At 73.3% G+C, this 24,882-nt stretch carries 19 protein-coding genes and 1 pseudogene; 9 read left to right on the top strand and 11 right to left on the bottom strand.

Annotated elements, in window-relative coordinates; genetic code table 11:
* Positions 1-421, bottom strand: a pseudogene (locus FGF04_RS32545) (histidine kinase); the annotation flags it as partial.
* Between the two features lie 237 nt (positions 422-658).
* Between FGF04_RS32545 and FGF04_RS32540 the strand changes: the two are divergent.
* From FGF04_RS32540 to FGF04_RS32530, 3 genes are all read left to right on the top strand, one after another.
* Complete coding sequence (locus FGF04_RS32540; RefSeq protein WP_149514957.1) at positions 659-1,627, top strand: acetylxylan esterase; 969 nt, start codon at positions 659-661, stop codon at positions 1,625-1,627.
* A gap of 37 nt (positions 1,628-1,664) precedes the next feature.
* Positions 1,665-2,819 (top strand): serine hydrolase domain-containing protein, encoded by a 1,155-nt coding sequence (locus tag FGF04_RS32535; protein ID WP_149514956.1) that lies wholly within the window; start codon positions 1,665-1,667, stop codon positions 2,817-2,819.
* Positions 2,820-3,038: 219 nt separating this feature from the next.
* A complete protein-coding gene (locus FGF04_RS32530) occupies positions 3,039-3,785 on the top strand; it encodes a GntR family transcriptional regulator (protein WP_149514955.1) in 747 nt (248 codons plus the stop codon).
* 39 nt (positions 3,786-3,824) lie between these two features.
* Here the strand turns inward: FGF04_RS32530 and FGF04_RS32525 are convergent, their stop codons facing one another.
* Positions 3,825-6,044 (bottom strand): MMPL family transporter, encoded by a 2,220-nt coding sequence (locus FGF04_RS32525; RefSeq protein WP_149514954.1) that lies wholly within the window; start codon positions 6,042-6,044, stop codon positions 3,825-3,827.
* A 111-nt stretch (positions 6,045-6,155) separates the two neighbouring features.
* On the opposite strand from FGF04_RS32525, the gene FGF04_RS32520 reads away from it, so the two are divergent.
* Complete coding sequence (locus FGF04_RS32520) at positions 6,156-6,734, top strand: TetR/AcrR family transcriptional regulator (RefSeq protein WP_149514953.1); 579 nt, start codon at positions 6,156-6,158, stop codon at positions 6,732-6,734.
* Between the two features lie 43 nt (positions 6,735-6,777).
* Here FGF04_RS32520 and FGF04_RS32515 read toward each other — a convergent pair whose 3' ends face one another.
* Positions 6,778-7,683 carry an MEDS domain-containing protein gene (locus FGF04_RS32515; protein WP_149514952.1) on the bottom strand — a complete coding sequence of 302 codons (906 nt, stop codon included), beginning with the start codon at positions 7,681-7,683 and terminating at the stop codon, positions 6,778-6,780.
* A 171-nt stretch (positions 7,684-7,854) separates the two neighbouring features.
* Between FGF04_RS32515 and FGF04_RS32510 the strand changes: the two genes are divergently transcribed.
* Both FGF04_RS32510 and FGF04_RS32505 read left to right on the top strand, forming a co-directional pair.
* The gene (locus FGF04_RS32510; RefSeq protein ID WP_149514951.1) at positions 7,855-9,927 is read left to right on the top strand and encodes an ATP-binding protein; all 2,073 of its coding nucleotides are present in this window, start codon (positions 7,855-7,857) and stop codon (positions 9,925-9,927) included.
* Positions 9,928-10,102: 175 nt separating this feature from the next.
* Positions 10,103-10,924, top strand: a complete 822-nt coding sequence (locus FGF04_RS32505; protein ID WP_149514950.1) for an alpha/beta fold hydrolase — start codon at positions 10,103-10,105, stop codon at positions 10,922-10,924.
* Between the two features lie 17 nt (positions 10,925-10,941).
* On the opposite strand, the gene corA is transcribed toward FGF04_RS32505, so the two are convergent.
* The 6 genes from corA to FGF04_RS32475 form a co-directional block, all read right to left on the bottom strand.
* The gene (gene corA, locus FGF04_RS32500; RefSeq protein WP_149514949.1) at positions 10,942-12,027 is read right to left on the bottom strand and encodes a magnesium/cobalt transporter CorA; all 1,086 of its coding nucleotides are present in this window, start codon (positions 12,025-12,027) and stop codon (positions 10,942-10,944) included.
* Between the two features lie 105 nt (positions 12,028-12,132).
* Positions 12,133-12,762, bottom strand: a complete 630-nt coding sequence (locus FGF04_RS32495; protein ID WP_149514983.1) for a potassium-transporting ATPase subunit C — start codon at positions 12,760-12,762, stop codon at positions 12,133-12,135.
* Positions 12,763-12,802: 40 nt separating this feature from the next.
* Complete coding sequence (gene kdpB, locus FGF04_RS32490; RefSeq protein ID WP_149514948.1) at positions 12,803-14,923, bottom strand: potassium-transporting ATPase subunit KdpB; 2,121 nt, start codon at positions 14,921-14,923, stop codon at positions 12,803-12,805.
* Complete coding sequence (gene kdpA / locus FGF04_RS32485; RefSeq protein WP_149514947.1) at positions 14,920-16,584, bottom strand: potassium-transporting ATPase subunit KdpA; 1,665 nt, start codon at positions 16,582-16,584, stop codon at positions 14,920-14,922. Before kdpA ends, kdpB begins: the two co-directional genes overlap by 4 nt.
* Before the next feature lie 8 nt (positions 16,585-16,592).
* A complete protein-coding gene (gene kdpF, locus FGF04_RS32480) occupies positions 16,593-16,682 on the bottom strand; it encodes a K(+)-transporting ATPase subunit F (protein ID WP_018836529.1) in 90 nt (29 codons plus the stop codon).
* Between the two features lie 300 nt (positions 16,683-16,982).
* Positions 16,983-17,726: a class I SAM-dependent methyltransferase gene (locus tag FGF04_RS32475; protein WP_149514946.1), complete on the bottom strand. Its 744-nt coding sequence runs from the start codon at positions 17,724-17,726 to the stop codon at positions 16,983-16,985.
* A gap of 206 nt (positions 17,727-17,932) precedes the next feature.
* Here FGF04_RS32475 and FGF04_RS32470 point away from each other — a divergent pair, with 206 nt between their 5' ends.
* Positions 17,933-19,516, top strand: a complete 1,584-nt coding sequence (locus FGF04_RS32470; protein ID WP_149514945.1) for an alpha-amylase family glycosyl hydrolase — start codon at positions 17,933-17,935, stop codon at positions 19,514-19,516.
* A gap of 39 nt (positions 19,517-19,555) precedes the next feature.
* Here the strand turns inward: FGF04_RS32470 and FGF04_RS32465 are convergent, their stop codons facing one another.
* On the bottom strand, positions 19,556-20,752 hold the full coding sequence (locus tag FGF04_RS32465) for an acyl-CoA dehydrogenase family protein (RefSeq protein ID WP_149514944.1): 1,197 nt from the start codon (positions 20,750-20,752) through the stop codon (positions 19,556-19,558).
* Between the two features lie 374 nt (positions 20,753-21,126).
* Here FGF04_RS32465 and rho point away from each other — a divergent pair, with 374 nt between their 5' ends.
* Both rho and FGF04_RS32455 read left to right on the top strand, forming a co-directional pair.
* A complete protein-coding gene (rho, locus tag FGF04_RS32460; protein WP_149514943.1) occupies positions 21,127-22,272 on the top strand; it encodes a transcription termination factor Rho in 1,146 nt (381 codons plus the stop codon).
* Between the two features lie 97 nt (positions 22,273-22,369).
* Complete coding sequence (locus FGF04_RS32455; protein ID WP_149514942.1) at positions 22,370-23,686, top strand: D-alanyl-D-alanine carboxypeptidase family protein; 1,317 nt, start codon at positions 22,370-22,372, stop codon at positions 23,684-23,686.
* A 21-nt stretch (positions 23,687-23,707) separates the two neighbouring features.
* On the opposite strand, the gene FGF04_RS32450 is transcribed toward FGF04_RS32455, so the two are convergent.
* A complete protein-coding gene (locus tag FGF04_RS32450; RefSeq protein WP_149514982.1) occupies positions 23,708-24,640 on the bottom strand; it encodes a glutaminase in 933 nt (310 codons plus the stop codon).
* Positions 24,641-24,882 lie beyond the last annotated feature (242 nt).

Here is a 24,882-nt window from a genome sequence, read left to right as displayed (position 1 = left end):
CGGTGGACGCCGGGTGCGCGGAGATCTCGGCGAGCCGCAACGGCTCGGGGTGCCGGATGAGTTCGCCGAGCAGTCCGTGCCCGGAGGGCAGGTCGCCGATCAGCGCCCACTGCCGGTCGGTGACGCCCACGGGCACGAACTGGTCGAGCTGCCGCTGCTGTCCGACGACGCCGACGGCTCCGTACTCCGCGTCGACCAGTACGATCGCCGCCTCGACGATCCGGCGCAGCACCTGCGCGAGCTTGAGTTCGCGTCCCACGGACAGGACGGCCTCCAGGAGCCCGTGGAGGCGGTCCCGGGTGCCGCGGACGGTCTCGATGCGTCCCTGCAGTTCGTCGAGCAGCTCGTCGAGCCGTAGTTTCGGCAGTTGCTCCCTGGCCGTCCGGCCGCCTTCCGCGGCTCCGTCCCCGCCCCCGCCCATGCGCCCCTCCACACGGACACCGACGAGGCGTCAGCGCCCGCTCTCTCACCGTAACCGAACGAACGCGGCTGCGGCAGCGGGGAGTTGGGCCCCGCGTACGCGCGTTTGCGGCGTGCGTGCGCGAACGGGTCCGCGCACCGGTCCGGGAAAGGTGGGCGGACACGGCCTGGCGGGGCGCGGACGGCGGCCGTACCGTGTGATCACCCGCGCCCTCGTCCGTAGCAAAGGCGGTCCTCCATGGCCCTGTTCGACCTCCCCCTCGACCGGCTCCGGGAGTACCGCAGCGCCTCCGTCGAGCCCGAGGACTTCGACGCGTTCTGGGGGAAGACGCTGCAGGAGGCGCGCGGGCACGGCCTGGACGCCCGTTTCGAGCCGGTGCGGACGCACCTGCGGAACGTCGTGGTGCACGACGTCACGTTCGCCGGGTTCGGCGGCCATCCGGTGAAGGGCTGGCTGACCCTGCCCGCCGGGACGCAGGCACCGCTGCCCGCGGTCGTGGAGTTCATCGGGTACGGCGGCGGGCGCGGCCTCGCGCACACGCACCTGCTGTGGGCGTCGGCGGGCTACGCGCACTTCGTGATGGACACCCGGGGCCAGGGCGGCGCGTGGGGCGGCGGCGGTGACACGCCCGACCCGGTGGGCAGCGTGCCCGCCTACCCCGGCTTCATGACGCGGGGCATCGACGCCCCCGAGAACCACTACTACCGCCGGGTGTTCACGGACGGGGTGCGGGCCGTGGAGGCCGCCCGGTCCCATCCGCTCGTCGACGCCTCGCGCACCGCCGTCGTCGGTACGAGCCAGGGCGGCGGCATCTCGGTCGCGGTGGGCGGCCTGGTGCCGGACCTGGCGGCGGTCGCGCCGGACGTGCCGTTCCTCTGCGACTTCCCGCGGGCCGTGCGGCTCACGGACCGCGATCCGTACCGGGAGATCGGCAACTACCTGAAGACGCACCGGGGGCGCACCGAGCAGGTGCTGCGCACGCTGTCGTACTTCGACGGCGTGCACTTCGCCGCGCGGGGGCGGGCGCCGGCGCTGTTCTCGGCGGCCCTGGAGGACCAGACGTGCCCGCCGTCCACGGTGTTCGCCGCGTTCAACGCATGGGCGGCCGAGGACAAGGCGATCGAGGTGTACGACTTCAACGACCACGAGGGCGGCGGGCCGTACCAGGACGCGGTCAAGCTGGCCTGGCTGCCGTCGCACCTGTGACCGGTCGCCGTTGCACTTCCTACAGTCGGGAGGGGTCATGTCCGAGGTCCGGGGCCGGTGCGAGGCGCGCTTCGCGGCGGTGCGCGAGGCGTTCGAGGAGAACTTCCGGGAGCGCGGTGAGCTGGGCGCGGCCGTGAGCGTCATGGTGGACGGCGAGAGCGTGGTGGACCTGTGGGGCGGGTGGGCGGACGCCGCCCGCACCCGGCCGTGGGAGCGGGACACGCTCGTCAACGTGTGGTCCACCTCCAAGGGGCCGACGGCCCTGTGCGCGCACATCCTCGCCGACCGCGGGCTGCTGGACCTGGACGCGCCGGTGGCCGACCACTGGCCGGAGTTCGCGGCCGCGGGCAAGGAGGGCGTGCTCGTACGGCATCTGCTGTCGCACCGGGCGGGGCTGGCCGGGCTGCGCGAGCCGCACTCGCTGGAGCAGCTCTACGACTGGGAGTTCACCACGGAGCGGCTCGCGGCGACGGAGCCCTGGTGGGAGCCGGGGACGGTGTCGGGCTACCACGCGCTGACGTTCGGCTTCCTGGTCGGCGAGGTGGTGCGCCGGGTGTCGGGGCTGCTGCCCGGCGCGTTCCTGCGGCGGGAGGTGACCGGGCCGCTCGGCATCGACTTCACCTTCGGGCTGCCGCCGCGGGACCACGGGCGCGCGGCGGAGCTGGTGGGTCCGCGGAGCGCCGGTCCCGGCGGGCGGGCGGCCGCGCTCGACGGGATGCCGCCGGTGGCGCTGGCCGCGCTCGCCAATCCCCCGGCGAGCGCCGCCGCCGCGGGCACGGCGGCGTGGCGGGCCGCCGAGATCCCGGCGGCCAACGGGCACGGCACGGCGCGGGCGGTCGCCGCGCTGTACGGGATCTTCGCCGGCCGGGGAACGTACCGGGGGCACCGGATCCTGTCCGCGGAGGCGGCCGAGCGGGTCCGTACGGGACAGGGCGCCTGCCATGACCTGGTGCTGGGCGCCGGGCTGGGCCGGGAGACGGAGATCGCCCTGGGCGTCTGGCTCAGTGGCACGAGCCGGTCCTACGGTCCCGATCCGCGGGCTTTCGGACACGACGGCTTCGGCGGTTCCTGCGGTCTGGCCGATCCGGACGCCGGTGTCTCCCTGGGGTACGTCATGAACCGCATGGGGCCGCACATCGCCGACGACCCGAGGAAGACGGCGCTCGTCGACGCCGTCTACAAGTCGCTCTGAGGAGGCGGACACAGGCAGGTGGGGACGGGACGGCCCGACCGGCGCACGGATCGGATCCGGCCTGATGTCGGCCGACCCGCCGGGGCGCACTTCCCGCGTGGTTTAGACCAATGCTAGAGATGGTCGCGTACGAGGGCCCGCGCCCCGGCCCCGCGACCAGGGCCGGGGCGCGGGCCCGGAGCCCGCACGGCTACGTCTTGTCACAAGGGGAGCGCGGACATGGCCCACAGCACGACGCACGACGACTTACAGCCGCTCTACGCGCGGATCGCCTCGGAGCTGCTCGGGGCGCTGCGCGACGGCACCATCGCGCCCGGCGAACGGCTGCCGGGCGAGCGGCAGCTGGCGACCCGCTTCGGGGCCAGCCGGGAGACGGTCCGGCAGGCGCTGGACATCCTGCGCCGGGACGGCCTGGTCTCCACCGACCGGCGCGGCACCCATGCGGAGCTGCCCGGTCCGCCGGCGCAGCAGCCGCCGTCGCTCGGCTTCCCGCTCGGCGCCCACATGTCCCGGCCGCTCGCCGTCGACCGCGCCACGGTGCACTGGCAGACGCCGCCGCCGGAGCATGCGGCGGCCCTCGGGCTGGCCCCGTGGCGGCCGACGCTGGTGCACCGCTACGAGTCCGCCGCGCCGGACGGGCACGGCCGGCGGACGGCCGTGACCTCGTTCTCCGCGGTCGCCCTGTCCGAGGTCGAGGAACTCGCCCGCTACCGCGACCGCGCGGACGGCAGGTCGTCGGCCCAGCTGCAGCGCGTCTACGACTGGATGCGCCGGGCGGGGCTGACCCTGCACCACCGCGACTCCATCACCGGGCCCGGCGACGCGGCCTCGGTCCGGGTGCGGCGGCGGGTGCACGACCAGTACGCCCGGCCCCTGGAGATCACCGACCTGGTGGTCGACGCGGAGCAGGACGCACTGGTCTACGAGTTCACCCTGCCGGCGGTCGGCGCGACCGCCGGCCCTTAGCCGGAAGGGTTCCGGACGGGTTTCGGACGGATCCGGCCGCTAGCGGGAGCCGTGGGCGGCGACCGTCTCCCGGTGCCCGTCGTCCTGTCCGGCCGGGGCGGGCGCCGGGAGCCTGGCGCCCTCGATGTCCACGTCGGGGGTGACGCGGTCGAGCCAGCCGGGCAGCCCCCAGGCGCGGCGGCCGATGAGGGCCATGGTGGCCGGCACGAGAGTCATCCGGACGACGAAGGCGTCGATGAAGACGCCGAAGGCCAGCGCGAAGCCGATGGACTTGATGATCGGGTCGTGGTTGAAGACGAAGCCGCCGAAGACCGCGACCATGATCAGTGCGGCGGCGCTGACCACCCGGCCGCTGCGCGCCACGCCGTGGACGATGGCCTCGGCCGCGTCCCCGGTGTGCTCGTAGTGCTCGCGCATGCGGCTGACGAGGAAGACCTCGTAGTCCATGGCCAGTCCGAAGAGGACTCCGATGAGGAGCACCGGAAGGAAGCTGGTGACGGGGCCTGCGGACGGGATGTCCAGGAGGCCGTTGAGGTGGCCCTGCTGGAAGACCCAGACGGTGGCGCCGAGGGAGGCGGCGACCGACAGCAGGAATCCGAGGGCAGCCTTCACCGGGACCAGCAGGGAACGGAAGGCGATCATCAGCAGGATCAGCGCGAGGATCACGATGATGGCGATGAACAGGGGCAGGGCGCCGGACAGTTTGCCCGCGATGTCGATGGCCGCGGGGGTGGCGCCGGCGATGTAGAGGGTGCCGCCCGCCTTGTCGACGGCCGGGGCGTTGTCCCGCAGCCGGTGCACCAGGTCGGTGGTGGCCGGGGCGTCCGGGCCGGTCCGCGGGACGACCGAGATGACGGCCAGGCTGCCGTCCGGGTTGGGCACGGGCTGGGCGGCGGCCGCCACGCCCCGGTCGCGGGACAGGTCCGTACGCAGCCGGGTCAGGGTCTCGGTCCGGTCCGCGGCCGGGATCCCCCTGGTGTCGACGACGGCGGTGACGGTGGCGTTGAAGCCGGGGCCGAAGCCCTCGCTGAGCAGGTCGTAGCCCTTGTGCTGGGTGCTCTCGGCGGGCTGGGACGCGAACCCGGGCAGCCCCAGGCGCAGGTCGCGGGCGGGCAGGGCGAGCGCGAGCAGGCCGACGACGCCCACCAGGAGGACGATCAGGGGCTTGCCGGTGACCAGGCGGGCCCAGCCGAGCGCCCAGGAACGGGGGGCGCGCGGGGCGGAGCCGTCGGTGCGCTCGGCGCGGCGGGAGCGCGGGCGCAGCTTCTCGCCGAACATCCCCAGCACGGCGGGCAGCAGGTTGACGGCGATGAGCACGGCGAGCAGGACGGTCGCCGCGGCGGCCAGGCCCATGATGGTCAGGAACGGGATGCCGGTGACCGCCAGGGCGGCCAGCGCGATGATCACAGTGGCGCCGGCGAAGACGACGGCGCTGCCCGCGGTGGCGACGGCCCGCGCGATGGAGTCCTCGACCTCCATGTCCGGGTCGGCGAGCTGCTCGCGGTGGCGGGAGAGGATGAACAGGGCGTAGTCGATGCCCACCGCCAGGCCGATCATGAGGGCGAGGACGGTGGCGGTACTGGTCATCTCCACGAAGCGGGAGACGAACTGCACGCCGAGCACGCCGATCGCCACGCCCACCACGGCGGTGAGCAGCGGGAGGCCGGCCGCGATCAGGGAGCCCAGGGCGAAGGCCAGGACGGCGAAGGCGACCACGACGCCCACGATCTCGGCCGGACCGCCGACCTCGGTCTTGGGCTGCATCGCGGAGCCGCCGAACTCGACTTCGAGACCGGCGTCCCGGGCGGGCTCCATCGCCCGCGACAGGGCGTCCTTGGACGTCTCGGGCACATTGTCGGCGGCCTGGCCGAACCGGACGTCCGCGTAGCCGATGCGTCCCGACTGCGAGACGGTCCCCGTCCTCGCCGGATCGGAGACGTTCACGACGCCGGGCACGCCGGCCGCCTTCTTCAGGCTCGCGGTGAGGGCCTTCTCGGCGCCGGGCTCGCTGAGCTTCCCGTCCCCGGGGGCGGCGAACACGACCCGGGCGACGCCGCCGGCGGCGGCCGGGAACTTCTCCTCCAGCAGGTCCTGGGCCTTCTGGGACTCGATCCCCGGCACCGAGAACTCGGTGCTCACCTTGCCGTGCAGGGTGATGCCGAGTCCTGCGACCACACCGAGCAGCAGCAGCCACACGGCCAGGACCCTGCCGCGGCGGCGCACCGCCCATCGTCCCCAGGTGTACAGGCGTGACGCCATGCCGGCCTTCCTCCCTCTTCCCGCAGGCCCCCGGTCGGACCGCGACGTCCCTACACCCTACGGTATTTTTACAGTCGGATGTAAATTAGCCATCGGTGGTAAAGTGCCGCCATGACGAGTGAGGGCCTTCGGGAACGCAGCAAGGCGCGGCGCCGGGAAGCGATCCTCCGGGCGGCCTACGAGCTCTTCGCGGACCACGGCTTCGAGGCGACGACCATCGCCGACATCGCCACGGCGGCCGAGGTGTCGCCGCGTACGGTTACCCTCTATTTCCCGTCCAAACTGGAACTGGCGCTGGCGGAGTTCGACGCCTTCACCGGCCGGCTCGACACCGCGCTGCGCGAGCGGGGACCGGACGTCACGATCCTGGACGCGACGGAGCACTGGCTGCGCGAGGAGGTCGCCCACCGCAGCGACCTGGACGATCTGGCCGACCGCATGCTCGACCTCAATCCGCAGCTGCGCGCCGTCGCCGGGGTGCGGATGGCGGAGATCATCCAGGACGGCGCGCGGATCCTCGCCGAGGAGCAGGGCAACGCCCCGGACGACTTCGGGCCCCGTATGGCGGCGGCCGCGGCGGCCGCGGTGATCAGCGAGGTGTGTCACCGCTCCAGCGACGCCGACATCGACACCGCGATGGCCTTCCTGCGGGCCGGCCTCGCGACCCTGCCGACCGGTCCGGCCGCCTGAACCGACTGCCCGGACCGACCGCCCGGGCCGGCCACGGAACGCGTCATCGCACCGCCCCTTCCCGCACACCTCCCTCGTCGACGAGGAGGCCCGGGATGCGGTCCCAGCCGGTGACGCGCATGAGCCGCCGGATGTGGGGCGAGACGCCGTGCAGGACGAGGGTGCCGCCGAAGCCGTGCAGCGAGAGGGCGGTGAACACCAGCAGGCGCAGCGCGCCCACGTCGATGAAGGCCAGGTCCCGCAGGTCGAGCCGGGTCCGCGGGCCGTCGGCCGAGCGGGCCCGGGCGCGGGCCGTCTCGCCCTGTAGGGCGCGGGCCAGGGCGGTGACGTTCGTGTCGTCGACCTCGCCCGCGAGCGCCAGGCCGGGCGGGGCGAACATGCGGGTGATGGAGAGGAGTTCGTCGCGCCAGACGAGGTCGGCGGTGACCCGTCCGCGGTGCAGCCCCTCCAGCGGGGCCAGTTCGAGGTCGTCGAAGACACGGCGGTCGTACTGGCAGATGCCGAGGACCGGCAGGGACGCGAAGACCGGTTCCAGGAGGAGTTCGCTGTCGTGCAGCGTCTTGAGCCCCTTGCCCGCGCCTTCGCGCATGACCTCCATGCTGACGCGCAGGCCCAGATAGCCGTCGCCGACCGCACGGCGCGTCTCGCGGCGGATCACCTCGTCGACGTCCCACAGCCCCTCGGCCGTCGCGAGGTGCGGGTCCACCGCCAGGCGCCCGGCGGCCAGTTCGTCGTCGACGGCGCAGCCGCGGTCCTCCAGGAAGGCCAGGGCGAGTTCGGCGGGCACGTCGACCGGGCCCAGCACCAGCCCGCGGTGCCCGCTGGCCAGCCCGTCGAGGAGGAAGGCGCCGATCACGGTCTCGCGTTCCTCGTCCGCGTCGTAGCCGAGGAGCAGATGGTCCCCGGGCCGCATCTCGCCCACCGCCCTGGGCGCGGGCACCGTCGCCATCCCCCGCACCTCCCAAGATCGCCGTTCGGCGTGCCGGGACCTCTCCACGCTACACCTGCCCGGCCCTCGGCGTGCCACCCCCGATTCGGGGACGGGTCCCGCCGGCGGGGTCCGGACACGATTCCTCCAGGGCGTTAGGGTGGCCGCCACCGGTTGGGTGAGGGGGAGCGAATGGGCACCTCGGTACGCAGCAGCGGCAACGGCAACCTTCCCGCCGAGTCCAACACCTTCGTCGGCCGCGAACCCGAACTCGCCCGCATCTCGGCCCTGTTGGGCTCCTCCAGACTCCTGACCCTCACCGGTCCCGGAGGGGTCGGCAAGTCCCGGCTCGCACTGCGGGCGGCCCACGCCGCGCAGCCGGAGTTCCCCGGCGGGGTGTGGCTGGTGGAGCTCTCCGACCTGCAGAACCCGGACCTCCTGACGAACGCCGTCGCCGAGGCGACACGGCTGGCCGAGCAGACCCTGCGTCCCCTCCTGACGGCGGTCTGCGAGCACCTGGACAACGGGCCGGTGCTGCTGGTCCTGGACACCTGCGAGCACGTACTGGACGAGTGCGCCCGGGTCGTCCACGAACTCCTGGCGCAGGTACCGCAGTTGCGCGTGCTGGCCACGAGCCGGCAGTCGCTGGGCGTGGCGGGCGAGCACCTCCTGCCGGTGACGCCGCTGCCGGTCGGCGAGCACTCCGACGCGGTGACGCTCTTCACGGCCCGCGCCGCGGCCGCCGTACCCTCCTTCGCGCTGACGGACGCCACCCGGGCCGACGTCGCGGCGATCTGCACCCGGCTCGACGGGATCCCGCTCGCCCTGGAACTGGCGGCGGTGCGCCTGCGCGGCTTCCCCCTCGACCGTCTCCTGCAGGGCCTCGACTCCCGTTTCGACCTGCTCGTCTCGCCCGCCCGGCCGCGGCTCGCCCGCCACCAGACGCTGCGTACGGCGATCGGCTGGAGCCATGAGCTGTGCACCCCGCTGGAGCGGCTGCTGTGGGCGCGCCTGTCCGTGTTCGCGGGCGGCTGGGACGTGGAGGCGGCCGAATTCGTGTGCCACGGCGGCCCGTTGGACCCCGAGGAGATACTCGCGCTGCTCGCGTCCCTCACCGAGAAGTCGATCGTGACCCGGGAGAGCAGCGGCGTGGCCGGGCGCTACCGCATGCTCGACACGATCCGCACCTTCGGCGCCGACTGGCTGGAGGGCCTGGGCGAACAGGACGCCGTACGGGTGCGGCACCTCGACTACTTCCGGTGGATCGCCCGCCAGGGGGAGGCCGAGTGGCTGGGTCCCGGCCAGCGGATGTGGGCCGAGCGGCTGAGTCTGGAACACGCCAATCTGCGGGTCGCCCTGGAGGAATCCCTGGCGGCGCCGGACCCCGGGACCGCGCTCGAACTCACCGGCACCCTCTGGTACTTCTGGTTCGCGTGCGGTTTCGCCGACGAGGGGCGGGGCTATCTGGAGCGGGCCCTGCGCCAGGTGCCCGACGACGCCTCCGGGCACACCCTGGCCATCTGGGCGCACCGCCTGGTCACGGTCGTACCGGAGGACGTGGAGGCCGCCGAGTCGGTGAGCGCGGCCTACGTCTGGCTGGCGCAGGAGCGCCGGCTCCCCGTGCCGGCGCTGCCGCTGACGGGGGCGAGTCTCGCGGTGCGCGGCGAGTCGGCGCGCTCCGCGCTGCTGTACGGCAGCAGCGCGCAGGCGCCCGGGGTCGGCGGCGGGGCGGAGTTCTTCCAGCTGCTGACCCTGGCCGTGCAGGCGTACCTGCTGGCCGGACAGGGCGCGTTCGAGCGGTGCGCGGTGGTCGCGGAGCGGCTGCGCGTCGACTGCGCGACCCGCGGTGAGCTGTGGATGCGGGCCTGGGGCGACTTCTTCGTCGCCCTCGCCGGGATCGGGCTCGGGCGGCCCCAGGACGCGCTGCGTTCCGCGCGCCGGGCCCTGGCCGCCAAATGGCGCGTCCACGACCGTTTCGGGGCGGCGGCCGTCGCGGACCTGCTGATCGCCGCGGAGGCCGTCGGCGGCGAGCCCGAGCGCGCCGCCCGGCTGCTGGGCGTGGGCACCCGCCTCTGGTACTCCGCCGGTCTCCCCCAGTTCGGCGACACCGAGACGACCGTCTTCCGGCGGGAGTACGCGCGCCGGCTGCGGGCGGACCTCGGGGACAGCGCGTTCACCGAGGCGGTCCGCGAGGGCCGGGGGCTCAGTGCGGAGGCGGCGATCCGGCTCGCGCTGGACGGCCTGCCGGACGAGGCGGACCTCTGACCCGCCGGCCCGCGGGTCCTCGGGTCCGAGGTCCGCTGCCGTGCGTCGGGTGCGTGAACGATGCCGTCGGGCCGGTGAACACCGTCCGACGACGGATTGCGGGAACGCCGTACCGGATTAGGGTCGAAGGCACGCGTGCATCCTGCGCACCCGACCGACAGGAGGGACCACCCCCATGGGAACCTTCACCACCGGTGACGGCACCGGCATCCACTACAAGGACTGGGGCGACGGGCAGCCGGTCGTCTTCAGCCACGGCTGGCCGCTCAACGCGGACGCCTGGGACGGACAGGCCCGCCTGGTCGCCGACAACGGCTTCCGCGCCGTCGCCCACGACCGGCGCGGCCACGGCCGCTCGGACCAGCCGTGGCAGGGCAACCACATGGACCGGTACGCGGACGACCTGGCCGAGCTCATCGAGCACCTCGGCCTCGACGACGTGGTCCTGGTCGGCCACTCGACCGGCGGCGGCGAGGTGGCCCGCTACATCGGGCGCCACGGCACCGGGCGGGTCGCCAAGGTCGTCCTGCTGGGCGCCGTGCCGCCCCTGATGCTCAAGACCGAGGACAACCCCGAGGGCACCCCGCGCGAGGTCTTCGACGGGATCCGGGACGGCGTCGAGTCGGACCGCTCGCAGTTCTACTGGGACCTCAGCGAGTCGTTCTACGGCTTCAACCGGCCCGGCGCCGCCGTGTCGGAGGGCCTGCGCCGCTCCTTCTGGCTGTGGAGCATGCAGGTCGGGCTGAAGGGCGCGTACGACTGCGTCGAGCAGTTCTCCGAGCAGGACTTCACCGAGGACCTGCGCAGCATCGACGTGCCCACCCTGGTGGCGCACGGCGACGACGACCAGATCGTGCCCGTGGCGGCCGCCGCGGAGAAGACCGCGCGGATCGTCAAGGACGCCACGCTCAAGATCTACCCGGGCGCCCCGCACGGCCTGGTGGGCGACTTCGAGCAGTCCTTCAACGCCGACCTGCTGGAGTTCCTCAGGAGCTAGGCGCCAGGAGGCGTCGCTCAGAGCCAGCCGTTGCGGCGGAAGCCGCGGTGGATGACGAGGCACAGGGTGGCGACGACGCCCAGGACCACGGGATAGCCGTACGTCCAGTGCAGTTCGGGCATGTGGTCGAAGTTCATGCCGTAGAGGCCGCAGACCATGGTGGGGACCGCCACGACCGCGGCCCACGCCGTGATCTTGCGCATGTCCTCGTTCTGGGCGACCGTCACCTGGGCGACGTGTGCCTGCAGGATCGAGTCGAGCAGCGCGTCGAAGGCGGTGAGCTGCTCGGTGACGCGGGCCAGGTGGTCGGCGACGTCGCGGAAGTACGGCCGGATCTCCGGCGAGACGGCGGGCGGCGGGTCCTCGACGAGGATCTGCAGGGGCCGGTGCAGGGGTATCACGGCCCGCTTCAGTTCGAGGAGCTCGCGCTTGAGCTGGTAGACCTGCCCCGCGTCGCCCCGGGCGGTCCGCTCGGCGAAGACCGCCGTCTCGACGGCCTCGATGTCGCCCTGTACGGCGTCGGTGACGTCGAGGTAGTCGTCGACCACCTGGTCCGCGATGGCGTGCAGGACCGCCGAGGGCCCCTTGCGGAGCTGCTCGGGCAGCGCCTCCAGGGCCTCGCGGAGCGGACCGAGGGACCCGTGGCGGCCGTGCCGGATGGTGATCACGAAGTCGTGGCCGACGAAGACCATCACCTCGCCGGTGTCCACGACCTCGCTGGTCGCGGTGAGCTGTTCGTGCTCGACGTACCGGACGGTCTTGAAGACGGCGAACAGCGTGTCGCCGTACCGCTCCACCTTGGGTCGCTGGTGCGCGTGGACCGCGTCCTCGACGGCCAGCGGATGCAGTCCGAACAGTTCGGCCAGGTCCGCGAACTCGTCCTCGGTGGGCTCGTGCAGGCCGATCCACACGAAGCCGTCCCGGCCCGCCCCGCGGGTCTCGCGGATCGCCTCCCGCGGCGACCGGTCACCGGGCCGGCGCCCGCCCCGGTGGTAGACCACGCAGTTCTCCACCGCGCTGCCGAGCGGGGAGCGGGCGGGGTGGCTGAGGTCCACCGTGTGACGGTAGGCACGGCGGACCGCACGGCTCAGGTTGCGGATCATGGGCACTGGCTGGGCTCCTTCGGTGACCGGGTCAGTGTGCCACCGGTCGCCGAAGGCCGTACCGGCGCCCGGCCGTCGCCCCGTCGGCGTCCCGGCGGCGCCCCGTCAGCGCCCGGTCAGCTCCTTGAGCGCCGTGTTCAGTTCGAGGACGTTCACCCGGGGCTCCCCCATGAAGCCGAGGGTGCGGCCCTCGGTGTGCGCGTCCACCAGTGCGCGCACCCGTGCCACCGGCAGGTCGTTGCGCTCGGCGACGCGGTGGACCTGGAGCCGGGCGTACGCCGGGGAGATGTCCGGGTCGAGACCGGACCCGGAGGACGTCACCGCGTCGGCGGGGACCTGCGAGGGACGGACGGGGTGGCCGGGCGTCGAGTTGTCCCTGACCACCTTCGCCTTCGCCTCCCGGACCCACTCGATCAGCTCGGCGTTGTCGCCGGAGCGGTTGGTGGCGCCCGAGAGGATCAGCTGGTAGCGGGTGTTCACCGAGTTCTCCCCGAGGCCGTTGGCGGGCCGGGGCTGGAAGTAGTCGAGCCCGTAGCCCTGCTGGCCGATCAGGGACGAGCCGACGACCCTGCCGTCCGAGGTGATCTGCGACCCGTCGGCCTTCGCGGGGAAGAGTGCCTGGGCGACGCCCGTCACGGCGAGGGGGTAGAGCACCCCGCAGACCACGGTGAGGACCAGCAGGGCCCGCAGACCCGCGCCCAGCAGCCGGGCGGTGTTGGTGACCGGGTTGTTCATGGCGATCAGCACGCTTTCAGGGGGTGGCGGTCCGGCCCGGTCACAGGCCGGGCAGGAGGGAGACGATCAGGTCGACGGCCTTGATGCCGACGAACGGGGCGACCAGGCCGCCCAGTCCGTAGATGCCGAGGTTGCGCCGCAGCAGCCGGTCCGCGCTCAGCGGCCGGTAGCGCACCCCGCGCAGGGCGAGCGGCACCAGCGCGACGATGACCAGCGCGTTGAAGATCACGGCGGAGAGGATCGCCGAGTCGGGCGAGGACAGCCGCATGACGTTGAGCTTGTCCAGGCCCGGGTAGACCGCCGCGAACAGCGCCGGGATGATCGCGAAGTACTTGGCGACGTCGTTGGCGACGGAGAACGTCGTCAGCGCGCCCCGGGTGATCAGGAGCTGTTTGCCGATCTCCACGATCTCGATGAGTTTGGTCGGGTCGGAGTCGAGGTCGACCATGTTCCCGGCCTCCTTGGCGGCGGAGGTGCCCGTGTTCATGGCCACCCCCACGTCCGCCTGGGCCAGCGCCGGGGCGTCGTTGGTGCCGTCGCCCGTCATCGCGACGAGCTTGCCGCCCGCCTGCTCCCGCTTGATGAGGGCCATCTTGTCCTCGGGGGTGGCCTCCGCGAGGAAGTCGTCGACACCCGCCTCCGCCGCGATGGCCCTGGCCGTCAGCGGGTTGTCGCCGGTGATCATGACGGTCCTGATGCCCATGCGCCGCAGTTCGCCGAACCGCTCGCGCATGCCGTCCTTGACGACGTCCTTGAGGTGGACGACGCCGAGCACCCGCGCGCCCCGGCCGTCCTCGACCGCCACCAGCAGCGGGGTGCCGCCCTCACCGGAGATCCGGTCGGCGAGGGCGGACGCGTCGGCCGCGACCGTGCCGCCGCGCTCGCGCACCCAGGCGACCACCGAGCCGGCCGCGCCCTTGCGGATGCTGCGGCCCTCGACGTCGACCCCCGACATCCGGGTCTGGGCGGTGAAGGTGATCCACTCGGCGTGCGCGAGCTCGCCCTGGTGGCGTTCGCGCAGCCCGTACCGCTCCTTGGCCAGGACGACGACGGAGCGGCCCTCGGGCGTCTCGTCGGCCAGCGAGGACAGCTGGGCCGCGTCGGCCAGCTCGCCCTCGTCGGCTCCGGCGACCGGTACGAACTCGGCGGCCCGGCGGTTGCCGAGCGTGATGGMGCCGGTCTTGTCGAGCAGCAGCGTGGAGACGTCGCCGGCCGCCTCGACCGCCCGGCCGGACAGGGCCAGGACGTTGCGCTGCACCAGCCGGTCCATGCCCGCGATGCCGATCGCGGAGAGCAGCGCGCCGATCGTGGTCGGTATCAGGCAGACCAGCAGCGCCACCAGCACGATCATGGTGAGGTGGGTGCCCGCGTAGTCCGCGAACGCCGGCAGCGTGGCCACCGCGAGGAGGAAGACGACCGTCAGCGAGGCCAGCAGGATGTTCAGCGCGATCTCGTTGGSCGTCTTCTGCCGGGCGGCCCCCTCGACCAGGCCGATCATGCGGTCGATGAAGGTCTCGCCGGGCTTCGTGGTGATCCTGACGACGATCCGGTCGGACAGCACCTTCGTCCCGCCGGTGACGGCCGAGCGGTCGCCGCCGGACTCGCGGATGACCGGAGCCGACTCGCCGGTGATCGCCGACTCGTCCACGGACGCCACGCCCTCGACGACGTCACCGTCGCCGGGGACGGTGTCGCCGGCCTCGCAGACGACCAGGTCGCCGACGCGCAGCTCGGTGCCGCCGACCGCCTCCTCACCGGATCCGTGGAGCCGTCGGGCCACGGTGTCGGTCCTCGCCCTGCGCAGCGTGTCGGCCTGCGCCTTGCCGCGGCCCTCGGCCACCGCCTCGGCCAGGTTGGCGAACAGGACCGTCAGCCAGAGCCAGGCGCTGATCGCCCAGCCGAACCAGTCGCCCGGGTCCTTGAGGGCGAAAGCCGTCGTGAGGACCGAGCCGACCAGCACCACGAACATCACCGGTGCCTTGACCATCACCCGCGGATCGAGCTTGCGGACGGCCTGCGGCAGCGACCTGAGCAGCTGCCTGGGGTCGAAGAGGCCGGCGCCGACGCGGTTCTCGCCGCTGCGGTCACCGCCGCGGTTCCCCCCGTGGTCCCCGCCGGCGGTGCGTCCGGCCGGTGTGTCGGTGCGTACGGGTGTCGTCATGATGCCAGTCCTTCGGCGAGCGGGCCCAGCGCGAGCGCCGGGAAGTACGTCAGTCCGGTGATGATGAGGATCGCGCCCACCAGCAACCCGCTGAACAGCGGTTTCTCCGTCCGCAGGGTGCCGGCGGTCGCCGGTACGGGCTGCTGGGCGGCGAGCGAGCCGGCCAGCGCGAGGACGAACACCATGGGCAGGAACCGGCCCAGCAGCATGGCCAGCCCGAGGGTGGTGTTGAACCACTGGGTGTCCGCGTTCAGGCCGGCGAAGGCCGAGCCGTTGTTGTTGGCCGCGGAGGTGTAGGCGTAGAGGATCTCGGAGAAGCCGTGCGCCCCGCTGTTGGTCATCGAGTCGCCCGGCGTCGGCAGGGCCATGGCCGCGGCGGTGAGGACGAGCACCAGTGCCGGGGTGATCAGGATGTAGAGGGCCGCGAACTTGATCTCGCGGGTGCCGATCTTCTTACCGAGGTACTCGGGTGTGCGGCCGACCATCAGCCCCGCGAGGAACACCGCGATGACCGCCATGATCAGCATGCCGTAGAGGCCGGAGCCGGTCCCGCCTGGCGCGATCTCCCCGAGCTGCATGCCCAGCAGGGTGATGCCGCCGCCGAGTCCGGTGAACGAGGAGTGGAAGGAGTTGACCGCGCCGGTGGAGGTCAGCGTCGTCGCGACCGCGAAGATCGACGAGCCGCCGACGCCGAAGCGGGTCTCCTTGCCCTCCATGGCGCCGCCCGCCAGCTCGAAGGCCGGGCCGTGGTGGGCGAACTCGGTCCACATCATCAGGGCGGTGAAGCCGAGCCAGATGGTGGCCATGGTGGCGAGGATCGCGTACCCCTGCCGCAGGCTGCCGACCATGCGGCCGAAGGTGCGGGTCAGCGAGAACGGCACGACCAGGAGCAGGAAGATCTCGAAGAGGTTCGAGAAGGGCGTGGGGTTCTCGAAGGGATGGGCGCTGTTGGCGTTGAAGTAACCGCCGCCGTTGGTGCCGAGTTCCTTGATGGCCTCCTGGGAGGCGACCGCGCCGCCGTTCCACTGCTGCGGGGCGCCGGTGAACTGGCCGACCTCGTGGATGCCGGAGAAGTTCTGGATCACCCCGCAGGCGGCCAGGACGATCGCGGCGACCACGGCCAGCGGCACCAGGATGCGGACGACACCGCGCACCAGGTCCGCCCAGAAGTTGCCGAGCGCGCCGTCGCGGGACCTCGCGAAGCCCCGTACGAGGGCGACGGCGACCGCCATGCCGACGGCCGCGGAGACGAAGTTCTGCACGGCGAGGCCGGCGGTCTGCACGACGTGGCCCATGGCCTGCTCGCCGTAGTACGACTGCCAGTTGGTGTTGGTGACGAAGGAGACGGCCGTGTTGAACGCCTGGTCCGGGTCGATCGACGAGAAGCCGAGCGAACCGGGCAGCACGCCCTGCACGCGCTGCAGCAGGTAGAGGAAGAGCACTCCGGCCGCGGAGAAGGCGAGGACGCCGCGCAGGTACGCGGGCCAGCGCATCCCGGTGTCGGGGTCGGCGCCGATGCCCTTGTAGATCCACTTCTCGACGCGCAGGTGCTTGTCCGAGGAGTAGACCCGGGCCATGTGGTCGCCGAGGGGGCGGTGGACGAGGGCCAGCGCCGCTGTGAGGGCCAGCAGCTGGAGGACGCCGGCGAGTACGGGACTCATGACGGGGCTCAGAACCTCTCGGGGAACACGAGGGCGAGGACGAGATAGCCCAGCAGGGCGACGGCCACGATCAGGCCTACGACGTTGTCGGCGGTCACAGCTTCGTCACCCCTTTGGCGACGAGGGCCACCAGCGCGAAGACTGCGATCGTGGTGACGACGAAGGCCAGATCGGCCATCGTGAGCTCCTGGATGAGGTGCGGGATGCGGCCGCCGGCGCCCCGACGCGCTGCGCCGGGTCCCGGTGGACCGCGTTGACCTCCTGAGCAAACATCCGCCGGAGCCGCCCGCGGCGTTCGTTGACGGCTCCCATACGCCGCCCGGCACGCTCTTGACGGTTCCCATACGCCGGTGTGCCGGCGCGGGCCGAGCAGGCGCCGGATCCGGCGTCCCCGGCGGCTAAACCGCTGGTCCGGGCCTTTCGGGCCGGGMGGCCAGCACCATCCGGCAGCGCGGGCTGCCGTCGTCCCGGCGGCCGAACCCGGGCAGGGCGTACAGCTCGACCGAGAAACCGGCGCGGGTCAGCTCCCGCCGGACCTCGCCGAGCCGGAAGTCCCGGTAGTACATGACGAACGGGGGCCGCCACACGGCGTTGCGGACCTTCATCACCGCGTCGAAGCCCAGCATGGCCAGGTGGCCGCGCGAGCCGGGGCGGGCCGGCGCCACGATCGGGAAGGCGAACCGCCCGCCGGGCCGCAGCACCGAGTGGACCTGCGCGAACAGTCCCGGCAGCTCACGGGGGAGGAAGTGCCCGAACGCGCCGAAGCTCACCACCAGGTCGAAGACGGGCCCGAACGGCAGGGCGCGGGCGTCACCGCGCACCCAGGAGGCGGGCGGCCCGTCCGTGCCCCGGCGCCGGCGCGCCACGTCGAGCATGCCCGTGCTGATGTCGATGCCGGTGATGCGCTCCCGGCACACCGTCCGCAGCACGTCCATGCCCGCGCCGGTGCCGCAGCACAGGTCGAGCCCGCGGTCGAACGGGCCGAGCCCCGTCAGGGCCCGCTCGACGGACCGCAGGAACGGGTCCGGCGTACGGAACGGGGTGTGGTCGAACTTGGGTGCGAGCAGGTCGTAGCCGTGCTCGACGGACGACAGCGCCTGCACGGCGAGCTCGCGGAACGTGGGGCCTTGCGGGGTGAACATCGCGGCTCAGCATAGGGCTTCCCACCCGGGCTCTGGCCATGGCACGGCCTTCCGGACACCGGCGGGCGCTGTCACCCTCGGCAGTGAGTCCCGGCAGTGAGTGAGGAGTGCCGGGTGTCAAAGCACCGGCGCCGGTCATACGTCCCGGTGCAGCGAACGCCCGTCATCTGTACGACGTCCGCCCAGGGAAAGGCTGTATACGCCTCATGACCTCCTTCCGTCCCGCCCCCGCCTGGCTGGCCGACGCGATCTTCTACCAGATCTACCCGCAGTCGTTCGCGGACTCCGACGGCGACGGCATCGGCGACTTCGCCGGCATCGCCGAACACCTCGACCACCTGGCCTGGCTCGGTGTGAACACGGTCTGGCTGAACCCGTGCTTCGTCTCGCCGTTCCGGGACGCGGGGTACGACGTCGCCGACTATCTGAAGGTGGCGCCGCGCTACGGCACCGAGGACGACCTGGCGAAGCTGGTCGAGCAGGCGGGCCGCCGCGGCATCCGCGTCCTGCTCGACCTGGTCGCGGGGCACACCTCGGACCAGCACCCGTGGTTCACCGCGTCGGCCGACGACCCCGCGGATCACCGCTACATCTGGACCCCGGAAGGGCGGCCGGAGGGCTTCGTGGCCTCGCCCGGCAGCAGGCCCGGCGCCTACCTGCCCAACTTCTTCGCCTTCCAGCCCGCCCTCAACTTCGGCTACGCACGCCGGAACCCGGCCGAGCCGTGGCGTCAGCCGGTGGACGCGGAGGGTCCGCGCGCCAACCGGGAGGCGCTGCGCACGGTCATGGACCACTGGCTGGGCCTCGGCCTGTCGGGGTTCCGGGTCGACATGGCCGCCTCGCTCGTCAAGGACGACCCGGACAAGGCGGAGACCAGCGCGATCTGGACGGAGCTGCGGCACTGGCTGGACCGCAGGCACCCGGAGGCGGTGCTGCTCTCCGAGTGGGGCGATCCGGAGGTGTCCGTCCCGGCGGGCTTCCACACGGACTTCTTCCTCCAGTTCGGCGGCCCCTCGGACGGTCTGGCGCTGCGTTCGCTGTGGAGCAACGGCTCCGGGACCGTCAACCCCGACTGGGACCCGCTCGACTGCTTCTTCGACGCGGACGGCAGGGGCTCGCCGCGCCCCTTCGTGGAGGCGTGGCGGCAGGCGTCGACGGCGCTGGGCAGCAGCGGCTTCATCTCGCTGCCCACCGCCAACCACGACTTCTCCCGCCTCAACTGCGGGCCGCGCACGGCCGAACAGCTCCCGGTGGCCTTCGTCTTCCAGCTCACCTGGCCCACCCTGCCGGCCGTCTACTACGGGGACGAGATCGGCATGCGGTACGTCCCGGACCTGCCCGACACCGAGGGCAGCGTGCTCGGGCCCCGCTACAACCGGGCCGGTTCCCGTACGCCGATGCAGTGGGACGAGGGCCCGAACGCCGGTTTCTCGACGTCCGGGCACCCCTACCTGCCCATCGACCCGGACCCCGGCCGCCCCACCGTCGCGGCCCAGCGCGCCGACGACACGTCCCTGCTGCACCTGGTGCGCCGTCTGGTCGCGCTGCGCACCTCGGCGCCCGAACTGGGCCCGGACGGCTCGGTGGAGATCGTGCACGACGGCTACCCGTTCGTGCACGTGCGCGGCGGCCGGTACCTCGTCGCCGTCAACCCGCGCCGACAGGAGACGAGTTGTCCCCTCGGGGACCTCCGGCCCGGCCGGCCCCTCGAAGTCCGCGGGGTGGACGCCGCCGACGGCACGCTGACCGCCGAGGCGTTCGGCTACGGCGTCTTCGAGATGGCTCCCTGACGGACGGCGGCGGCCGCCCGCCGGCCGCTCCGGAGGGCGTCACAGGAAGGGGGTGCCCGGGTCGACGCCCGAGAGCACCCGGCCGTAGACCTCCAGGTTGGTGGCGGGGTTGACGTAGGAGTGCAGGCACAGGGCCTGGATGTCTCGGGCGATGCGCTGCATGGGCACGTCCCGCTGGAGGGAGGAGGCACCGGAGGCCGAGGCGAGCAGGTCCACGGCCTCCTTGCAGAGCCGGGCGGCGTACCCGCTCTCGGCCCGGATCCTGGCCCGTTCGAGCGGGGTGAGCGGGGTGTACGAGCCGTCGTCACGGGCCCTGGCCTCGATCTCGGCGACGAACCGGGCCACCACCAGTTCGGCGGCGGAGACCTTCAACCGCGCCTCGGCGAACTGGAGATGGGTGACGGTGGCCTCGTTCTGCCGCTCGTGGACGGTGTACGTGATGCCGCGCCGGTGGATGCGTGCGTCGAACTCCGCGAGCGCCGCCCGCCCCATGCCCAGGGCCGCCGACGCCGCCCACGCGCAGAACAGCATCAGCACCGGCATGCGGTAGAAGGGGTCGTCCGCGGTGGCCTTCGACGGGGTCAGCCCGGCGAGCATCGACGCGACCGGCAGCGTCCGGTGGGCGGGGACGGGAATGTCCCGGGCCACGACGGTGTTGCTGCCGGTACCGGCCAGTCCCGTGGGGTCCCAGTCGTCGAGGATCTCCAGCTCGGCCATCGGCAGCGCGACCCACACCATTTCCGGCGGCCCCTCCCGGGGCCCGCCGTCGGGCGGGACGACCGCGGCCGTCATCAGGTGCCACCGCGCGTGGTGGCAGCCGGTCGCGAAGGCCGAGGCCCCGTTCACCCGGTATCCCCCGTCGTACGGCACCGCCGTGGTGCCGGGGACGAGCGTCCCGCCGATCCTGACGTCCGGACCGTCCGGGCCGGTGAAGAAGTCGTCCTGCGCCTCGTCGCAGAAGAGGGCCGCGATGTACGAGACGCCCGCGTGCCCCAGGGTCACCCAGGCCGTGGAGGCGCACTCGGCGGCGATCTCGGCGAAGGCGTCGACCTGGGTGCGCAGCGGGCTCTGGTGACCGCCGTAGCGCCGGGGGACGTTCATCCGGTGCACTCCGGTGGCGGAGAGCGCGGCCACCACCTCGTCCGGCACCCGCCGCCCGTGCTCGGCGCGCAGCGCGTTCCGCCTGATCAGCGGCCGCAGTTCCCGTACCCGATCGACGATCCCGGCATCGGCCATGCCGACCACCGTGGCGCCGGACGGCAGGCCTGTCAACGCCCCGGATCCGGCTTCCCACCCCTGGCCGAGGACGGAGGTGCTACAGTGCCCTCAGCACTTGTGTACGCCTTTTCCTGGCGCCGGTGCCGTTCCATTTCCCACGGCCGTCCCGCCCGTCGGTTCCCGACCGGCTCGCAGCCGTTCTTGCGCAGTACCTCTCCGTACCACCTGCGTCGCAGGCGTCGTCCCGTCGTTCCCGGCGGTGCGCGGTACGGGAGGTGACGCCTCCTGCCGCGCAGGGCGTGCGGACACCGCCCCTGCCCCGGCCCTTCCCCCCTTGTCTGAAGAACGCGTGTCCGTCAGGACACACACCCGTCCCCGAAAGGACACCCCTCATGACCACCACACTCGAACGCCCGCCCGCTCCCGTCATCCGGGAGACGGCCACCGGCGTACTCGACATCACCTCCGGCGGGCAGGGCCACCTGCGCGCCCCGAACCTACTCCCCGGCGGAGCCGACCCACAGGTCTCCGCCGCCCTGATCCGCCGGTACGGCCTGCGCGGCGGCGACCTCGTCGAAGGGCTGCGCGACGGCCGGCAGCGCGCCCTCACCGAGGTGCGGCTGATCAACGGCCGCCCCGCCGAAGAGGCGCGCCGGCGCCCGCACTTCAGGGACCTGACCCCGCTGCACCCGCAGGAGCGGCTGCGGCTCGAACACCCCGCGGGCGGTGTCACCACCCGTCTCGTCGACCTGGTCGCACCGGTCGGCAAGGGGCAGCGCGGCCTGATCGTCGCCCCGCCGAAGACCGGCAAGACCGTGCTGCTCCAGCAGTTGGCCGCCGCCGTCGCCGGCAACCACCCCGAGGCCCGTCTGATGGTGGTGCTCCTCGACGAGCGCCCCGAGGAGGTCACCGACATGCGCCGCTCCGTACGCGGCGAGGTGTTCGCCTCCACCTTCGACCAGAGCCCCCGGCAGCACATCGCGCTCGCCGAGCTGGCGATCGAACGCGCCAAGCGGCTCGTCGAGGACGGCCAGGACGTCGTGATCCTCCTCGACTCGCTCACCCGGTTGTGCCGGGCCCACAACAACGCGGCCGCCGCGGGCGGCCGCACCCTCAGCGGCGGCGTCGACGCCTCCTCGCTCCAGGGCCCCAAGCGGTTCTTCGGCGCCGCGCGCCTGACCGAGGAGGGCGGCTCGCTCACCATCCTCGCCACCGCCCTCGTCGAGACCGGCTCCCGCGCCGACGACTACTACTTCGAGGAGCTCAAGAGCACCGGCAACATGGAGCTGCGGCTGGACCGCGGCCTCGCCTCCCACCGCGTCTTCCCCGCCGTCGACATCACGCCTTCGGGCACCCGGCGCGAGGAACTGCTGGTTCCCGCGGCCGAGTTGGCGGCCCTGCGCGGGCTGCGGCGCGCCCTGCACTCCCGCGGCGACGGCCAGGCGGGCCTGGAGACCCTGCTGGAGCACCTGCGGCGGACCCCGGACAACGCCACGTTCCTGCGCCAGGTCCGGCAGACGGTGCCGGGAGCGCAGTAGCGCGGTGCGCGGATGCCGCTGCGGCATCCGGGTGTCCGGCGGACCCGTTCGGCCGGGGCAGCGGGCATTGCGACCTGCCCGTTCCTACGTTTGCGGTATGACCATCGGATTCTCTGCCCGTACCGCTGTCTCCTGTTCCGCGCTCTGTGTCGCCGGGGCGCTCACCCTCGCGCCGGGAGCGGCAGCGGTCCACGGCGGGGCGTACGCGGGCACTCGGGACGCGCCCGCCGAGGCGGTCGCCGCGCCCACGCCGGGCGCCGCCGATCCCCCTCCGCCGCCTTCCGCGCCCCCTTCGCTCCTGGACCGTCCGGGGACACAGGTCAGGCCACGGACCGGGGCGCCCGCGGTGCCGCGGGACCTCTCCGCGCGGTCCTGGCTGGTGGCCGACGCCGACACCGGCGAGGTGCTGGCGGCCCGTGACGCGCACGTCGGACGGCCGCCCGCCAGCACGCTGAAGACCCTCTTCGCGGTGACCGTGCTCCCGACGCTGCCCGCGGCGGTCCGGCACACCGTCACCGAGGAGGACCTGGCGGGCATCGGTCCCGGCAGCAGCATGGTCGGCGTCCGCGCGGGACGCACCTACCGGGCCTCCGACCTGTGGCGGGGCGTCTTCCTCAACTCCGGCAACGACGCCGTGCGCGTACTCGCCCGGATGAACGGCGGCTGGGAGAGCACGGCCGCCCAGATGGAGGCCAAGGCGCGGTCCCTGGGCGCCCGTGACACCCGGGTCGTCTCGCCCGACGGCTACGACATGCCCGGCCAGGTGTCGTCGGCGTACGACCTGGCGGTCTTCGGGCGCGCGGGGCTGCGGAACACGGACTTCGTGCGCTACTGCGCGACCGTCCGGGCGGCGTTCCCCGGCGACGGGCGGGCGTACGAGATCCAGAACACCAACCGGCTGCTGACCGGTGCCGACGGGGTCGCGCCCTATCCCGGGCTCATCGGCGTCAAGAACGGCTCCACCTCGCGGGCCGGCAGCACCCTCGTCGCCGCCGCGCGCCGGGGCGGGCACACCCTCGTCGTGACGGTGATGGACCCTCGGGCGGGCGGCCGGTTCGCCGTGTACGAGGAGGCGCGCTCGCTGCTCGACTGGGGGTTCGGGGCCACCGGGCGCGTCGAACCGGTCGGGTCGCTCCTGCCACGTCCGGCCGCCCGGCCCGCCCCGGGCCCGGGCGCCACGACGCCCGCGCGTCCCGGTACCGGTGCGACGTCCGCCCCGCAGGCCGGACCGGCGCCGGCGGCCGGCGGGAGCGGCGGCTCCGGCGACTCGGGCGGCTCGGGCGACGACCGCGACTGGCCGGTGATCGCGGGGACGCTGGCGGGCGCCGCGGGTCTCGGCGCGGGCGCCGTGGCGCTGGCGCTGCGCCTGCACGGCGCGCGCGGCCGGCGCGGCGGGCGGTCCGTGCGGGGCTGACGGCCGGGCGGACCCGCGGCGTCAGAACACCGACAGGCCCGTGAGGGTCGTGAAGCGGTCCAGGGCCGCGACGCCCGCCACCGAGTTGCCCTGCTCGTCCAGGCCCGGGCTCCAGGCGCAGAGCGTGCAGCGGCCGGGGACGACGGCGATGACCCCGCCGCCGACGCCGCTCTTGCCGGGCAGGCCGACGCGGTAGGCGAACTCGCCGGCCGCGTCGTAGGTGCCGCAGGTGAGCATGACCGCGTTGACCTGCTTGGCCTGGCGCTGCGTCAGCAGGCGCGAGCCGTCGGAGCGGATGCCGTGGCGGGCGAGGAAGCCGGTGGCCAGGGCGAGGTCGGCGCAGGACGCCGCGACGGAGCACTGGCGGAAGTACGCGTCCAGGAGGACCGGGACCGGGTTGTCGATGTTCCCGTAGGAGGCCATGAAGTGGCCGAGTGCGGCGTTGCGGTCGCCGTGGGCGGCCTCGGAGGCGGCGACGTCCTCGTCGATGGCGAGGCGGTCGTTGCCGCTCTCCGTGCGCAGGAAGTCGAGGAGGGTGCCGGCCGCGTCGCCGGTACGGGTGTGCAGGCGGTCGGTGACGACGAGGGCGCCGGCGTTGATGAAGGGGTTACGGGGGATGCCGTTCTCGTACTCCAGCTGGACGAGGGAGTTGAAGGGGTTGCCGGAGGGCTCGCGGCCGACGTGCTCCCAGAGCTCGTCCGCCTCGCGGGCCAGGTCCAGGGCGAGGGTGAAGACCTTGGTGATGGACTGCGCCGAGAACGGCTGGCGCCAGTCGCCGACGCCGTACACCGTGCCGTCCAGCTCCGCGACGGCCATTCCGAAGCGGGCCGGGTCGCAGGCGGCCAGGGCCGGGATGTAGTCGGCGGGGCGGCCGCGGGTGGGGGTCTGCGCGATCTCGTCGGCGATGCGGTCGAGGACGGGCTGGAAGGTGAGGGTGGAACGCACGATCACCATCATGCCGTTCCCCTGGCCGGGGGGTGCGCGGAGAAGTGCGGCCCGGTGGGGGCTGGTCGCGCAGTTCCCCGCGCCCCTGGGTGGGACGGCGCACCGGAACCCACACGCTCAGCCCCCACTTCCTAGGGGCGCGGGGACCTGCGCGACCAGCCCCCGCGGCGCCGCACCCGACAGCGGAGGTCAGGCCCGTCCCGCAGGGGCCAGTGCCCCGGTCGGGCGGATGTGGCCGACCACCGCCCCAC

The organism is Streptomyces apricus (assembly GCF_008369065.1).
Taxonomy (GTDB): Bacteria; Actinomycetota; Actinomycetes; order Streptomycetales; family Streptomycetaceae; genus Streptomyces; species Streptomyces apricus.
Note: the sequence above shows the minus strand (reverse complement) of the source record. Positions and strands in the feature narration are given on the sequence as shown.

Bases quoted from the DNA above. Each gene is read 5' to 3' on its own strand.
- FGF04_RS32540 (WP_149514957.1), top strand. From the start codon at position 659: ATGGCCCTGTTCGACCTCCCCCTCGACCGGCTCCGGGAGTACCGCAGC.
- FGF04_RS32535 (WP_149514956.1), top strand. From the start codon at position 1,665: ATGTCCGAGGTCCGGGGCCGGTGCGAGGCGCGCTTCGCGGCGGTGCGC.
- FGF04_RS32530 (WP_149514955.1), top strand. From the start codon at position 3,039: ATGGCCCACAGCACGACGCACGACGACTTACAGCCGCTCTACGCGCGG.
- FGF04_RS32525 (WP_149514954.1), bottom strand. From the start codon at position 6,044: ATGGCGTCACGCCTGTACACCTGGGGACGATGGGCGGTGCGCCGCCGC.
- FGF04_RS32520 (WP_149514953.1), top strand. From the start codon at position 6,156: ATGACGAGTGAGGGCCTTCGGGAACGCAGCAAGGCGCGGCGCCGGGAA.
- FGF04_RS32515 (WP_149514952.1), bottom strand. From the start codon at position 7,683: ATGGCGACGGTGCCCGCGCCCAGGGCGGTGGGCGAGATGCGGCCCGGG.
- FGF04_RS32510 (WP_149514951.1), top strand. From the start codon at position 7,855: ATGGGCACCTCGGTACGCAGCAGCGGCAACGGCAACCTTCCCGCCGAG.
- FGF04_RS32505 (WP_149514950.1), top strand. From the start codon at position 10,103: ATGGGAACCTTCACCACCGGTGACGGCACCGGCATCCACTACAAGGAC.
- corA (WP_149514949.1), bottom strand. From the start codon at position 12,027: ATGATCCGCAACCTGAGCCGTGCGGTCCGCCGTGCCTACCGTCACACG.
- FGF04_RS32495 (WP_149514983.1), bottom strand. From the start codon at position 12,762: ATGAACAACCCGGTCACCAACACCGCCCGGCTGCTGGGCGCGGGTCTG.
- kdpA (WP_149514947.1), bottom strand. From the start codon at position 16,584: ATGAGTCCCGTACTCGCCGGCGTCCTCCAGCTGCTGGCCCTCACAGCG.
- FGF04_RS32470 (WP_149514945.1), top strand. From the start codon at position 17,933: ATGACCTCCTTCCGTCCCGCCCCCGCCTGGCTGGCCGACGCGATCTTC.
- FGF04_RS32465 (WP_149514944.1), bottom strand. From the start codon at position 20,752: ATGGCCGATGCCGGGATCGTCGATCGGGTACGGGAACTGCGGCCGCTG.
- rho (WP_149514943.1), top strand. From the start codon at position 21,127: ATGACCACCACACTCGAACGCCCGCCCGCTCCCGTCATCCGGGAGACG.
- FGF04_RS32455 (WP_149514942.1), top strand. From the start codon at position 22,370: ATGACCATCGGATTCTCTGCCCGTACCGCTGTCTCCTGTTCCGCGCTC.
- FGF04_RS32450 (WP_149514982.1), bottom strand. From the start codon at position 24,640: ATGGTGATCGTGCGTTCCACCCTCACCTTCCAGCCCGTCCTCGACCGC.